13 protein-coding genes are annotated in these 14,285 nt (G+C 57.2%); 5 read left to right on the top strand and 8 right to left on the bottom strand.

Features of this window, described 5'->3' with window-relative positions; genetic code table 11:
- Window positions 1-5: 5 nt before the first annotated feature.
- From J7416_RS09415 to J7416_RS09405, 3 genes are read left to right on the top strand one after another with little or no spacing between them, the layout of a single operon-like run.
- Window positions 6-1,235, top strand: a complete 1,230-nt coding sequence (locus J7416_RS09415) for an RsmD family RNA methyltransferase (RefSeq protein WP_209224449.1) — start codon at window positions 6-8, stop codon at window positions 1,233-1,235.
- 15 nt (window positions 1,236-1,250) lie between these two features.
- Complete coding sequence (locus J7416_RS09410; protein ID WP_209224448.1) at window positions 1,251-2,036, top strand: ion transporter; 786 nt, start codon at window positions 1,251-1,253, stop codon at window positions 2,034-2,036.
- 57 nt (window positions 2,037-2,093) lie between these two features.
- Entirely contained in the window at window positions 2,094-2,612 is a 519-nt protein-coding gene (locus J7416_RS09405) for a L,D-transpeptidase family protein (protein WP_170468274.1), read from the top strand.
- Here J7416_RS09405 and J7416_RS09400 read toward each other — a convergent pair.
- The 7 genes from J7416_RS09400 to cysQ all read right to left on the bottom strand — a co-directional run bounded on the left by J7416_RS09400 (window position 2,596) and on the right by cysQ (window position 10,594).
- On the bottom strand, window positions 2,596-4,041 hold the full coding sequence (locus J7416_RS09400) for a nodulation protein NodH (RefSeq protein ID WP_209224447.1): 1,446 nt from the start codon (window positions 4,039-4,041) through the stop codon (window positions 2,596-2,598). The two genes, J7416_RS09405 and J7416_RS09400, sit on opposite strands and share 17 nt — an antisense overlap.
- 6 nt (window positions 4,042-4,047) lie before the next feature.
- Entirely contained in the window at window positions 4,048-5,748 is a 1,701-nt protein-coding gene (locus J7416_RS09395) for a beta-1,6-N-acetylglucosaminyltransferase (protein ID WP_209224446.1), read from the bottom strand.
- Entirely contained in the window at window positions 5,745-6,731 is a 987-nt protein-coding gene (locus J7416_RS09390) for a glycosyltransferase family 2 protein (protein WP_209224445.1), read from the bottom strand. The genes J7416_RS09395 and J7416_RS09390 overlap by 4 nt, the downstream gene beginning before the upstream one ends.
- Before the next feature lie 146 nt (window positions 6,732-6,877).
- Window positions 6,878-7,888 (bottom strand): glycosyltransferase family 2 protein, encoded by a 1,011-nt coding sequence (locus J7416_RS09385; protein ID WP_209224537.1) that lies wholly within the window; start codon window positions 7,886-7,888, stop codon window positions 6,878-6,880.
- 55 nt (window positions 7,889-7,943) lie between these two features.
- Window positions 7,944-8,927, bottom strand: a complete 984-nt coding sequence (gene galE, locus J7416_RS09380) for a UDP-glucose 4-epimerase GalE (protein ID WP_209224444.1) — start codon at window positions 8,925-8,927, stop codon at window positions 7,944-7,946.
- A 69-nt stretch (window positions 8,928-8,996) separates the two neighbouring features.
- Entirely contained in the window at window positions 8,997-9,797 is an 801-nt protein-coding gene (locus J7416_RS09375) for a manno-octulosonate cytidylyltransferase (RefSeq protein WP_209224443.1), read from the bottom strand.
- Window positions 9,797-10,594 carry a 3'(2'),5'-bisphosphate nucleotidase CysQ gene (cysQ, locus tag J7416_RS09370; RefSeq protein WP_209224442.1) on the bottom strand — a complete coding sequence of 266 codons (798 nt, stop codon included), beginning with the start codon at window positions 10,592-10,594 and terminating at the stop codon, window positions 9,797-9,799. The genes J7416_RS09375 and cysQ overlap by 1 nt, the downstream gene beginning before the upstream one ends.
- 122 nt (window positions 10,595-10,716) lie before the next feature.
- Here cysQ and J7416_RS09365 point away from each other — a divergent pair, with 122 nt between their 5' ends.
- On the top strand, window positions 10,717-11,544 hold the full coding sequence (locus J7416_RS09365; protein ID WP_209224441.1) for an ABC transporter permease: 828 nt from the start codon (window positions 10,717-10,719) through the stop codon (window positions 11,542-11,544).
- On the opposite strand, the gene J7416_RS09360 is transcribed toward J7416_RS09365, so the two are convergent.
- Window positions 11,541-12,143 carry an alpha-ketoglutarate-dependent dioxygenase AlkB gene (locus tag J7416_RS09360; protein WP_209224440.1) on the bottom strand — a complete coding sequence of 201 codons (603 nt, stop codon included), beginning with the start codon at window positions 12,141-12,143 and terminating at the stop codon, window positions 11,541-11,543. The genes J7416_RS09365 and J7416_RS09360 overlap by 4 nt on opposite strands.
- Window positions 12,144-12,355: 212 nt before the next feature.
- Here J7416_RS09360 and dnaK point away from each other — a divergent pair, with 212 nt between their 5' ends.
- Window positions 12,356-14,266, top strand: coding sequence for a molecular chaperone DnaK (dnaK, locus tag J7416_RS09355; protein ID WP_209224439.1), 1,911 nt, complete (start codon window positions 12,356-12,358; stop codon window positions 14,264-14,266).
- Window positions 14,267-14,285 lie beyond the last annotated feature (19 nt).

The following is a 14,285-nucleotide window of genomic DNA, read 5'->3' as shown; positions in this document are numbered from 1 at the left end:
CCCTCATGACGCAGACATATACCATTACCCGCCTAGGTCATCAGGGCGACGGCATCGCTGACGGCCCTGTTTTCGCTCCGCGCACCTTGCCCGGAGAAGTGGTGACGGGCACGTTGGCGGGTCAGGTTCTAAGCGATATTCGCGTCGAAACACCCTCGGATCAGCGGGTCAAGGCCCCGTGTCGGCACTACAAATCCTGCGGCGGATGCCAGTTGCAACACGCTGCAGACGATTTCGTTGCCGATTGGAAGGTCGAAGTGGTCCGCACTGCGTTGGCTGCGCAGGGGCTTGAGGCCCGGATGCGCCCGATCCATACCTCGCCCGAGCGGTCGCGTCGCCGGGCCACGATTGCCGTTAGACGGACCAAAAAGGGCACGCTGGCCGGATTCCACGGCCGCGCCTCGGACACGATCACCGAAATCCCCGATTGCCATCTGCTGGACCCCGCTTTGATCGCCGCCATTCCAGTGGCCGAAGCGCTGGCCGTTCTGGGCGGCAGCCGCAAGGGCGTGTTGGCGGTTACGATGACCCTGTCCGAAGGCGGGCTGGATGTCGCGGTCAAGGGCGGCAAGCCGTTGGATGGCCCGCTGGAACTGACCCTGGCGCAAGCAACGGAAAAGCACGGTCTGGCGCGGCTCAGCTGGGATGGGGAAGTCCTTGCCATGCGTGAACCGCCTGTTCAGCGTTTTGGTTTGGCCGGGGTCGTACCGCCGCCCGGCGCATTTCTCCAGGCTACAAAGGACGGAGAACAGGCTCTGTTAAAAGCCGTTTCCGAGGTTGTGGGCCACTCTAAGCGCATTGTCGACCTGTTTGCGGGCAGCGGTACATTCTCATTGCCATTGGCCGAGATTGCCGAAGTTCATGCCGTCGAAGGCGAAGCTGCCATGATGCAGGCACTGGATCAGGGTTGGCGCAGAGCTCAGGGCCTGAAACGGGTGACGACCGAGGCGCGTGATCTGTTCAGGCGTCCGTTGATGCCGGACGAGCTGAAGTCCTTTGACGCCGTGGTGATCGACCCGCCACGCGCCGGGGCCGAGGCACAGGTGGCCGAGCTGGCGCAGGCCCTGCGCCCTGTGATCGCCTATGTGTCGTGCAACCCGGTAACGTTCGCGCGGGATGCAAAAATGCTTGTTAATGCGGGTTACACCCTTGAATGGGTACAAGTCGTTGACCAATTTCGATGGTCGTCACACACCGAACTCGCCGCTCGGTTCACTTCGAACCCAAAAACCTGACAGGAGACCACCCGAATGGGGATCGCCCAACGCTTGCTACCCATTATCGAAGCCCCGATTTTCGGGAAATTCATCACCGGTGTGATCATGTTCAATGCGGTGCTTTTGGGGATGGAGACGTCGCCAACACTGATGGAAATCGCCGGTCCGGCGATCGTATTGCTCGACAAGCTGTGCCTTGCCATCTTTGTAGCAGAAATTGCGATGAAGCTGATTGCCACCGGGCGCAGGTTCTTCACCAGCGGTTGGAACATCTTTGATTTCGTGATTGTGGGTGTGGCCCTTGTTCCCAGCGCTGGCGCTCTGTCGGTTCTACGGGCGTTGCGGATCCTGCGGGTTTTGCGTGTGATTTCGGTGGCTCCACGCCTGCGCCGCGTGGTCGAAGGGTTCATCTCGGCCCTGCCGGGTATGGCCAGCGTGTTCCTTCTGATGGCGATCCTGTTCTATATCGGTGCCGTGATTTCCACCAAACTGTTCTCGCAGTCTTTCCCAGATTGGTTCGGCGACCTGGGCCTGTCGGCCTATACGTTGTTCCAGATCATGACGCTGGAAAGCTGGTCCATGGGCATCGTGCGGCCAGTGATGGAGGTTTACCCCTACGCCTGGCTGTTCTTTGTTCCGTTCATCATGGTCACCACCTTTGCGGTGGTAAACCTGTTGGTCGGTTTGATCGTGAACTCGATGCAGGATGCCCACCACGCCGAGGACGAAGTCAAAACCGATGCCTATCGCGATGAGGTTCTGGAACGGCTGGAAAGCATTGAGCGCCGCCTGACAGAGCAGCAATACATCAAAAAGTGATTTCAGTTTTTTCGTTTTCTGGCATAATAAGCAAAAAAAGAGCAGCAGGCAGTGAACATGGATCGTCGAGCATTTGGATTGGGCGCAATGGCAACGCTGAGCCTCTCAGCTTGTGCCTCGGCTAGCCCCAGATTTCTGACTTATGATGGACCCGAGGTGACCTCTTTGGTCATCAACAAGAGTGCGCGAAAGCTATATCTTTTGCACCACGAGAAGATCCTGAAAGAATACAGGGTCGATCTTGGCTTTGCGCCGAACGGAACCAAAACCAAGAAGGGTGATGGTCGGACGCCCGAAGGCACATACCTGATCGACCGCCGCAACCCGAACAGCCGCTATCACCTGTCGCTGGGGATTTCGTATCCGAATTCGGAAGATATCGCACAAGCCAAGGCCGCCGGAGTACATCCGGGCGGAGATATCTTTATCCACGGACAGCCGAACCGCCGCAAAGAGCGCAAGCGAGCCAAAAAGACGCCGGATTGGACCGCGGGCTGCATCGCCGTCAAGAATGACGAGATGGAAGAGATCTATTCGATGGTAAGCCGAGGTACGCTGATCACTCTGCGCCCCTAAGCGGTTTCCACGCGTCAAATCCGAATTGCACATAGTCTTGCTGGTATGCCTCGGCAGCCAGCGCTTCGAGCTTGTCGTCATAGATGTCGGTGAGAATGAACGGGGTATCAGGCGCGGCCGATTCCGGTTTGGGCGGGTTAGTGTGCCCCATACGCCGTGCAAGATCAGGCAAAGCTGTTATAATTTCATCCTCGCGCAGGATCAGGTCCGGATGGGCAAAGCCCGCGAACCCCTCTAACGCGCGGGACTGGCTGCACCAGGATCCATCCACGCGGACGGACGTCTGCAGGGCCAGGTTCTGGCGCAAAAACGTCAGGAACGCGGAAAAAGCCTCGTAATGCTGTTCGACGGGATAGTTTCCGTCGCGCAGCTGACCCGGGATCGGGATTTTGAGACGGTTGCGCAGAAAGTGCCGGATTTTCAAATAAGCGCCTGGTCCGGTGTTCAGGATATGGCGGCAAAACGCATGGTGGGCCCGTGCCAGCGGATGCTGCAGCACGGTGAACTTCCGATGACCGGGATGGGTTTGGAGCCAGTGGCGCGTCTGCTTTCGGTTTTGGTTGGTCAGCAACTCGTCAACGCCAACGGCATCCAGCGCAGCCATCCAATTTGAGACCGGTCCCTCTGTTCCGCCGCGCATTGGCATGAACATCAGCGGTGTCCTTGGAGTCGCGATGTAATTCGCAACGATAGGGCGCCTGCGCGGTTCGAAATTCGGTGCAGTGTGCAGGTTGAAGCTGTCAATTTGTGACAGGGCCTGCTCCATCTCGTCCGGGTTTGTCACTTTGGCCAGTGCCGGGTCCGGGTTTTGGGGTTTAAGCGTATCGTCAATCGCCGATAACCTGCCCGAAACACCCAGCCACGCAGCCAGCCCGTTCAGAATATCGATCTGGTTCAGGTCGTCATAGGCGATGTGAAACGGGACCTGGCCGCTTTTCTGCAAGTGGTGCGTGAGGGACAGCTGAAACTCCTGCTGGCGATTGAGGTATTTCACAAATGCCTCAGCATCGAATTCGACCTGCGCCTCGCGGCGGCGTTTGATGTTCTTGAGTTGCCACTGCTTGGTCTCTCGCGCAATTTTCAGAGAGATATAGCTGTCCACGGGATTGCGGGTCAGGATGATCTTGGCGCAGCGAGGGTCATTCAAAACAGGCTCTAACACGCGCTGATCGTGGCCCTGAAAAAAGCGAAAGCCGTTCAACTCACCCGGTGCCTGCCGGATTGCCTGCAGCAGCGTGGAAGGATCGCTATCGCGTTCTTCCAACGTCACACCCAGCAATTCTTCGGACTTCAGCCGACCGATGAAATGGGGATTGAACGCCTCGCCATGGCTTGTGATGCCTTCGATCGCGTTCAGATTAGCCTCGAGCAGGTTGGACCCGGTCCGCATGGCCGCAATGATAATGAAATAGTCGAATTGGGGCGTCATACCGGTCTATTGCACCAGATAGGGTTTTCGGTAAGGCCGAACCCGGTTGGCAAAAACATCATCCGGTGGGAAGTCGCCCATCAGATAGGGATGCATGCCTTGGTTTTTGAGGTTTTGCAAAAACTTGCCAAATCCGGTCAGATCGACCATTTTTGGTGCTTCGGTCAGATGGTTTGTGGGTATTGTACCGGTCTCTTCAACGACGGTCTGCAGCGGTTCGCCCGGTGCTTCGACAAAATCCGCCAGCGACCAGGTACGCACACGGGCCTTGGTCCAGACTGAAGACAGGATCTCCAGCTGCTTGGTCTCGATCTGTTGCAAGCGGGCGGCCTCGGCCCGGATATCGGCGAAATTTCTGTTCGACCGGAACAGCGGGATGGCCCAGGCCCCCGTGATGACCGAGATCTGCGCATTCTTGTCCCGAGCCAGGAACCAGTTGATCTTTTGCGTGTCCGCCGGGCCGAACTGAAAACACTGCTTTTCGCCTCGCGTGTTCCAGATCAGGTTCGAGATGAACGCGGTTGCGTTATAGTCCCGCAGTGTCGCGCAATCGCTGAGACCGCCGTTGATGATGGTCTCCCCTCCGGCGAACTCTGCGCGATCCGGGGCGAACAGGTGGCCGTGAACCCGGGTGCCGGTGACATTGGCAAGCCAGGGCTCAAAGTCCTCAAACAGTTCGGCAAAGCCCTGAAAGACTGCATAAGACGACGAGGTCAGCCCGTTTTCATTGCCATGTCGGGGAAAGCGGCTTTGCATATACAGGCCGTCGCGCCCACGTGTCCGCCGCTCAACCGCCTTGGAAAAGACCCGGTCGATCTTGCTGGGGTTCGGTTCCGTGGGTTTCATAGCCCCGGCCTGATCGGTCAGAAAGGCCTGATACAGACGATCCGCGCTGGGCCAGACTTTGCGGGCCACAAAACAGTCCGACCTGCGCAACAGCTGCAGGTGGTCGTCATAGAAAATATGCGGGCGGCCCTGATAGTCGAACTTGGACAAAGTCAGGGACCGGCTTTCGATATGCGTGGAATACAGCCGGGCCAGAGTCTGAAAATAGCTTTCATCCGGTATCCAGACGCGCCGGAAATAACGGTCGTAAATCCTGCGGTTCGGGTCCTGCAGGATTGCGGAAAGGGTTTGGCGCGTCAGGCACCACCATTGGCTGCCCATATGCGGGACCAGACCCTCGGGGATGCGGCGGCGCATACCCAACGCGCGCTGCAGTTTCACATATGCATCAAACAATTTACGCTGCTTGCGCCATGAAAATGGGAAACGCAGGGTAAAGCGTTCCTGATCCAAGCCCCCGATGGTCCAGCTGACGTCTGCGGTCGTCGCGCTTTCAATGAAATCCACGCGCGGCCGGGCAGCCAGGTAGTTCACCAGCTCATCCACCGGTCGCAGCGGCAGGCAGGCCCCCGAAGACAAATAGATGTGGTGCACATCCGGGAAGGTCTCAAGCATCAGTGCCCCGGCGGATTGCGATGCTGCAACGATGCCCCATCCCCCCCAGTTACAGACGTGGCGGTCAGAAAACCGGATCAGCGGATCATCGGCGCAGGCGGCGACAAACTCATCATAGGTCTTTGTTGAAACTTTGCGATCCACGTGGATCACCACCGGACACCCCGAGGCCGTCCAATGCCGCGCGACCTGTCCGGCCCGGTTCAGCGCGGTGTGGACCAGCATGATGACGCCAAGGCCACTCATGCCCAGTTTCCCTTCGACATGAGGCCCAGAATCTCAAGCTGGCGCCAGTTGATGTAGGTTTCGGATGTGTCACACCAGAACACCGGTTTTTCCTGCAATTGCTCGGCATAGGCCCGGTATTCGCCCGAGCCGTGGTAGTGTTGGCCGCGCTCCATCTCTTCGCGGGCCTTGTCGCTGAGCGTGCTGATCAGTTTGGCGTGCAGCAAGCCGCCGCTGGTCTTTTCACCGCCCCATTCGTCATAGACCTGGTTCAAACCGCGTGGCAGCAGCGAATGGGTCGAGCTGACGTAGACATAGCGTTTGTCCCACTTTACCAGCGGAATCTTGTTCAGCGCAGGGGCTTTCTTGGGGGTATCCCTAAAGAAAACCCGCGCCCGCGGCCCGCCCTGAATCCAGAGATTTCCGTAGGTTGGATTTTTGGTGATCGTATAGTTTCCGGTATCAAACCACTTGGCGATTTCGAATGGGTTTTGCCCTTCGGTATAGATCGCGTCTTCGACCGGTCCCTCGGGGTACATGTCAATCAACATCGCGCTGAAGCTACGCACCGCACAGCCATCCAGCCAATCGGTCAGCGCGCGGATCGGACGTGTGTCGCAGAACGGATAGATAAAGAACTCGTCCGGGTCGACCGTCAGCACCCAGTGGCGATGGGCGAATTTGCGCAGCAAGTAATTCGACCAGTCGACCCCAAAGCTTGCCCGTTTATAGCTTGCGTCGGCCCGCCAGACCGACACGTCGGGTTGATCCGCCAGATATTCGCGCGAACCGTCGTCGCTGTTGTTGTCCACGAACAGAAAGTGGTTGATACCCAGCTTGCGATAGTAATCCAGAAAATACGGCAGGCGGATTTTTTCGTTCCGTATCACGCTGACCAAAAGGATGTCTTTGCGCCTTATCTGATCCGTCCTGACGGACACCGGAGCAAGATCGCGCCGTCTTCGCAGGCAGCGCAAGATACGGCGCTTGCGCCGCAGTCTCATCCGGTATGAATCCAATAGGCCCACGCGACTGCCCAACCTTTTCCCTAACGCGAGCGTGCCCGGGATCTGAACAAGCCAGAGTGGTGCCGGACAATTGCCGTTTTATGCCATTTTTCCATCTTTCGAAGCAACGACTTTAAAAACCGTTAGCCCGATCTGTGACTTTCCCAGTTGATTATTCCCATCAGGCCCCGCTGCTGCAGATCTCTCCAACCGGTGTAAGACTCCGAGTCTGCAGTCCACATCACGGGGCGCTGGCTGATTTTGTCGTAGTAATCCGCAAACTGATCCGGGTCGTGAAAGTGCTGTCGGCGCTGTTTCTCGATCTTCGATTTGTCCACGACTTCGGGCAGGAACTTGGTATGCAGCAAAACGCCGGAAGGCGCCGGGTCGCTCGGACCTGCGTAAGCGGCGTTCAGGTGGCGCGGTAAGGCGGAATGGCACGAGTTCACATATGCGTAGCGCCGCGACCAGCGCACCAAGGGAATCTTGTTCAGAGTCGGCGAGTGACGTGGTGCATTGCCAAAGAACATGCGTTCGCGCGCGCCGCCTTGGACCCAAAGATTTCCAAGCGGGCTTTGCCGGGTGGCTCGGTAGGGGCCTGCATCAAACCATGCAAGAACCTTGGTCGGATCAGTTTGAGGGTCGTAGCTGTCAACCCCCAGCGGGCATTTGGGATAAAGGTCCAGCATCAGCGCTCCAAAAGCGGTGCGCTCTTGTGCGTCCAACCAATGCGTCAAATCGCGCAGGGATCGCGTGTCGTGATCAGGGTAGATCAGCAACTCGTCCGCATCGACCATCAGGCACCAGTGGTCATGCCCGTAACGCATTTGCAGCCATGTCAGCCAGTCCAAACCGTAGCGTGATCCGCGATAACTGTCGCGGGTTTGCCATACCGACACGTCGGGTTGATCGTTCAGATAAGCGACTGAGCCGTCGTCGCTGCCATTGTCGACGATCAGAAAGTGATCCACACCAAGCGCGCGGTAGTGGTGCAGGAACCAGGGCAGGCGCGTGATCTCGTTGCGCAACGTGGTGAAGGCGAGAATGTCATTGCGCCCGATACTCTGCGTCCGATCCACCAGACACGACAGTTGATGACGGCTGCGAAAGGATCGCCACAGCAGACGCCGCCGTTTCAGTCGCAACCGGTACATTTGCACCCATGAGATGGGCGGAAGTGTATCTTCCTCTGTACCAGTCACGTTTGCCTCATTTGTCGTAGTGGCCGTTCTGGTGCCAGCGCCATGCGTCCGCAATCATCGTCTCTAACGTGGATCTTTTTGGCGACCAGCCCAGCTCTTGACCAGCTCGGATCGATCCTGAGACCAGCTTGGTGCAATCCCCGGCCCGCCGCGGTCCGACGGTGTACGGAACGTCGCGATTGGTGACGGCTTGGGAATGGCTGATCACCTCCATCACGGAAAAGCCCGATCCTGTGCCAAGGTTGAACACGCGGCTTCCTTTGCCCTGTTCCAGCCAAGTCAGCCCAAGTACGTGGGCGTCGACCAGATCACACACATGTACATAGTCCCGGATGCAAGTGCCGTCGGGCGTGTCATAATCCGTTCCAAACACTGTCAGCCCATCGCGTTTGCCGTCGATGGCATCCAGCATCAGCGGCACCAGATGGGTCTCGGGGCGATGGAACTCGCCTACCTGTCCTTCCGGGTCTGCGCCTGCCACGTTGAAATAGCGGAAGATCACATGTTTCAGATCGTGCGCGGCCTCGAAATCGCGCAGGATGTCTTCGATCGCGCGCTTCGAAGCACCATAGGCATTCAGCGGCAGTTGCGGCGTATCCTCATCCAGCACCACATTGTCGTGCTCGCCATAAGTGGCGCAGGTCGAAGAGAAAACAAAGTTCAGGCATCCGGCTGCCACTGCCGCTTCGATCAGGTTCAGAGATCCGGTCACGTTGTTCGACCAGTACTTGCCCGGCTCGGACATCGCCTCTCCCACCTGACTGAGGGCGGCGAAATGCATTACGGCCACGGGTTCATATTTGGCGAATACGTCATCCAGTCGGGCGCGGTCCAAAAGATCGCCCTGCTCGAACGGGCCGAACTTTATCGCGTCTTGCCAGCCGGTGATGAGATTGTCGAAGGTCACGGGCGTATACCCAGCCTGCGACAGTGCCTTACAAGCGTGGGATCCGATGTAGCCGGCACCGCCGGTGACCAGAATATTCTTCATTCTTTGTTCCATAATTCAGTTCAGCGCCCTGCTAAGCGATTTCATTGAAATTTGCAGGGGGAAAAAGGGTCAATCCAACCCCATGGCCGCCATCATCTCTTCAAGCTTCGGTACGTCCTGAGGGTTGTTGAGCTCCCAGAACTGGCGCCCTTTGGCCTCGACCTCGACGCAGAGAACCTTGCGGCCGTTTTCCATGAAGCGCAGCTGTTCAAGGCCTTCAAGCTGCTCAAGCGGCCCCACTGGCCAGGTTGGGTAGGCCGCCAGCGCATCGGGGCGATAGGCATAGACACCAACGTGGTGGAACACGGGTGTGGGCGCGTCGCCCGAGAATGACTCAGCAGTGAATGGCACAACCTCTTTCGAAAAATACATTGCGCTGTGGTCCGCCGCAAAGACGGCAGTGGTTCCGCCGACGCGCCCATGTTTGCGGTCATTCAGCAGGCTGTTTAGCGCATCGCCGTCACAGCGCAGAACAGGCGTCGCGACCCCGGCGTCTGGCGCGGACCGCAGCCCGGCGATCAAGTCCTCGACAAACCAGTGCGGTGTCAACGGCGCGTCGCCCTGCAGGTTCACGACGATCTCATAGCCTGCGCCCAGAGTCTGGTGTGCTTCGGCGCAGCGTTCGGTCCCGTTTCCACAGGTTTCTGAAGTCATCACAACTTCGGCCCCGAACCCCTCGGCCACATCGCGGATGCGGTCGTCATCGGTGGCCACAACCACCTTATCCACGCCGGATACGGAACAGGCGGCACGCCAGGATCGTTCGATCAGTGTCATGGCGTTGCCATTTGCGCCTGTCAGTGGAACCAGAGGTTTTCCGGGATAGCGGGTCGAAGCATAACGCGCGGGGATGGCAATAAGTACGGACATCAGGCTTCCTTCAATTCAACACCCGGAGCGTAGGCGATAAAGAACGGGTTTGCATAGCCGTCCTTGCCATAGGTCAGCGGCGTATGGTCGTCGAAACGGACAACCTTGCCGCCGGCACCGGCCAAAACGGCGTGGCCCGCGGCAGTATCCCATTCCATTGTGCGGCCCACACGGGGATACAGGTCGGCCTCACCCGTCGCCACCAGGCAGAACTTCAGCGACGAGCCCGCGCTTTTACTGTCCTGAACCTGGTATTTGTTGATGTAATCTTCGGTCGCCTGATCGCGATGTGACTTCGAAGCCACGATCAAAAGCGCTGAATTGTTTGGGTTAGACACTGATATTGGCGTCACTTCACCAACGCTTTCTTTGTCCAACGCACCGGTTTCTTCGACCGCCTGACCGTCGGCCTGAGTATAGAACATCCGGCCCCGCGCGGGCGCATAGACGACGCCGCGCGTCGGCACACCGTTTTCGACCAGCGCAATATTCACCGTGAAATCACCACGCCGGTTGATGAATTCCTTGGTGCCATCCAAAGGGTCAACGATCAGGAAGGTCTCGCCTTTTTCGGAATGCGAGGCGGCCTGTTCTTCGGTCACCAACAGGATGTCGGGAAATGCCTTACGCAGCCCGGCCGAGATCAGTGCATCGGCTGCCTCATCCGCCTCGGTCACGGGGCTGGCATCGGATTTGACTTTAACGTCGAAGTCATCTGCCTCATAAATCTGCATGATCGTGTCCCCTGCTTCCAACGCCAGACGTCTGATTACGGGGATAAGGGCGTCATAGGTCACAAAAATGCTCCGTTCCTGCGGTTTATTGATTGAAATCTCTGACGGCCTTATGATGCGGCGGTTACGGAACGGCAAGAAATTCGTGGCAATTTGCAGGCAATTCAGCGGGAAAGAGTGTTCACGTGTTTTATTTTGAGCGAAATAAGTCACTGGTCGGTGGCGCATTCACGACCTCTGAGCTCATCTATCATGCGGTTGTGCGCAGTATCCGCTCTCAGCGTTCGAATGCCGTTCTCGCTGTGCTCATTAATATTGTGCAAGTTGTTGCTTTGGTTACAGTCTTTTACCTGATTATGACCCTGATCGGGAAACTGACGGGAATTGCAAAGATACGTGGAAATCCGATCCTGTTTTTGTTGTCCGGGGTTTTTCTTTTTCTAACGCACGTAAAAGCCGTAAGCACCGTGTCCGGGGTTGCTACCGGAAACAACCCGATGATGCTGCACTCGCCGATGAACATGATGGTTGGCCTTTTGGCGACAGCTTTCGGGGCGTTGTACACCCAAGTGGTCTCAATACTTGTTATTCTCTTTGTCTATCATGTCACCATCGAGCCTTTGGAAATTCAAGACCCGGGCGGCGCGTTCTATATGCTGGTGCTGGCATGGTTCACAGGTTGCGCAATTGGCGTCGTATTTATGGCTTTGAAACCATGGCTTCCAACATTTGTGGGGATAACGTCCACCGTGTATCGGCGAATTCAAATGATCTTTTCAGGCAAGATGTTTGTCGCAAACAGCTTGGGAGGCCTCACGTTGACCATGTTCATCTGGAATCCGTTGTTTCACATCATTGATCAGTGTCGCGGTTTCGTGTTTCGCAACTACTTTCCGCGCAACACGAATTGGGAATACCCACTTTGGGTTGGTCTTGTTCTGCTGTTGATCGGGTTGCTGGGAATCTTCTTCACACGTCAGCACGTGTCCAAAAGCTGGGGCGCGCGCAGTTAACTTGCGACGCGCAATGTCAGGTTGATCCGCCCGCCTTTGGGCAACAGCTTGGATGATCCGAACCGGATTCGATCCACCCCGTGATAGGTCAGGCGGGCCGGGCCGCCCATGAGAACGACATCGCCGGAATTCAGCCAAATGGACTCTGTCTTGCCGCCACGGGTTTCATTGCCGATGCGGAACAGCGCATCATCGCCCAGCGAAATAGACAGTACCGGCCAGGAAAAATCAGCCTCGTCTTTATCCTGATGCAGACCCATGCGGGCATCTTCCCCATAATAGTTGATCAAACAGCAATCGGGGTCGCGTTCGGGGCTGGCTAAAGCGCGCCAGATATCTAAAACGCTATCCGGTATTCCCGGCCACTCCATGCCTTTGGGGTGTTGCGCCTGATATCGGTAGCCTCTTTTGTCGGTGACCCAGCCCAGTGCCCCGGCCGAGGTCATCCGAACCGACATTTCCTTGCCCGAGGGAGTGACGGGTCGGAACAATGGTGCAGACCTAAGAATCGGGCGCAAGTCCTCGATCAGCTGCGTTTGTGCCGCAACGTCGAGATAGGCTTTTCTGATGTCAAATCCGCGCAAGAGCAGCCGCGCCATCCAAGATTCCCCAATCCTTGCCAAAACCTTGCCAAAAAGGCCACAGATTCCCGAAAACCTGCCTTTCACACCGCTTGCAGGCTTTTCGTCTCGCCCTTATATACGCCGGGACGCGCGATGGTGTAGAGCTGTTGCGCAAAACAGATCGGGGCCAGATGCCATAACGGGTCCGGACCTCGGGACATCGCCTTGAAGAGAAAGGGATTGAACATATGGGAAAAGTAATCGGGATTGACCTCGGAACCACCAACTCGTGTGTGGCCATCATGGACGGCTCGCAGCCGAAGGTTATCGAAAACGCCGAAGGGGCGCGGACCACGCCCTCGATCGTCGCCTTCACCGAAGATGAGCGACTGGTCGGTCAGCCTGCAAAACGTCAGGCGGTCACCAACCCCGACAACACGATCTTTGGCGTTAAGCGTCTGATCGGTCGTCGTGTGGATGATGCAGAAGTCGAAAAAGACAAGAAAATGGTGCCGTACGCCATCGTCGATGGCGGAAATGGCGACGCGTGGGTTGAGGCCCGCGGTGAAAAGTACTCCCCAAGCCAGATCTCGGCCTTCACTCTGGGCAAGATGAAGGAAACCGCCGAGAGCTATCTGGGTGAGGAAGTCACGCAGGCGGTTATCACCGTTCCGGCATACTTCAACGACGCACAGCGTCAGGCCACCAAAGACGCTGGTAAAATCGCCGGTCTGGAAGTGCTGCGGATCATCAACGAACCGACAGCAGCTGCTCTGGCCTATGGTCTGGACAAAGAAGAAACCCAAACCATCGCGGTTTATGACCTTGGTGGTGGTACCTTCGACGTGACCATTCTGGAAATCGACGATGGCCTGTTCGAGGTCAAGTCGACCAATGGCGACACCTTCCTGGGTGGTGAAGACTTTGACATGCGCATCGTCAACTACCTGGCGGAAGAGTTCAAAAAGGAACACGGTGTCGATCTGTCATCCGACAAGATGGCCCTGCAGCGTCTGAAAGAAGCCGCTGAGAAAGCCAAGATCGAGCTCAGCTCGACCTCGCAAACCGAGATTAACCAGCCGTTCATCTCGATGGGGTCGAACGGTCAGCCGCTGCACATGGTCATGAAACTGACCCGTGCCAAGCTGGAATCGCTGGTCGCGGACCTGATCAAAAAGTCGATGAAGCCTTGCCAGGCTGCTCTGAAAGACGCCGGTCTGTCGGCTGCTGACGTGGACGAAGTTGTTCTGGTCGGTGGTATGACCCGGATGCCGAAAGTGATCGAAGAGGTCACCAAATTCTTCGGTAAAGAGCCGCACAAGGGTGTGAACCCGGACGAAGTGGTTGCCATGGGCGCCGCCATTCAGGCCGGTGTTCTGCAGGGCGACGTCAAAGACGTGGTTCTGCTGGACGTGACCCCGCTGTCGCTGGGTATTGAAACGCTGGGTGGCGTGTTCACTCGTCTGATCGACCGTAACACGACCATTCCGACCAAGAAGTCTCAGGTCTTCTCGACCGCCGAGGACAACCAGAACGCCGTAACCATCCGCGTGTTCCAGGGTGAGCGTGAAATGGCTGCGGACAACAAGATCCTGGGTCAGTTCAACCTCGAAGATATCCCGCCCGCACCGCGCGGCATGCCTCAGATCGAGGTGACTTTTGACATCGACGCCAACGGCATTGTCTCGGTTTCGGCCAAAGACAAAGGCACCGGCAAAGAGCAGAAGATCACCATTCAGGCCTCGGGCGGCTTGTCGGATGACGATATCGAAAAGATGGTCAAGGACGCCGAAGAGAACGCGGAAGCCGACAAGGAACGCCGCGAACTGGTCGACGCCAAGAACCAGGCGGAAAGCCTCATCCACTCGACCGAAAAGTCGATGGAAGAGCATTCCGACAAGGTCGACCCGACCACTATCGAAGCCATCGAGCTGGCGATTGCCGCGCTGAAAGACGAGCTGGAAACCGAAAATGCCGACAAGATCAAGTCGGGCATTCAGAACGTGACCGAAGCCGCCATGAAGCTGGGCGAGGCCATCTATAAGTCGCAGTCCGAAGAGGCCGAAGATGAGCCTGCGGCAGCTGATGCTGCTCCGGCCGGTGATGATGACATTGTCGACGCCGAGTTCGAAGATCTGGACGACGACAAACGTAAATAACGGGTAACCGGGCCAATGT

This window comes from Ruegeria sp. R14_0, assembly GCF_017743975.1.
In the GTDB taxonomy this organism is placed as follows: domain Bacteria; phylum Pseudomonadota; class Alphaproteobacteria; order Rhodobacterales; family Rhodobacteraceae; genus Ruegeria.
This window is presented reverse-complemented; position numbering and strand designations above follow the sequence as displayed.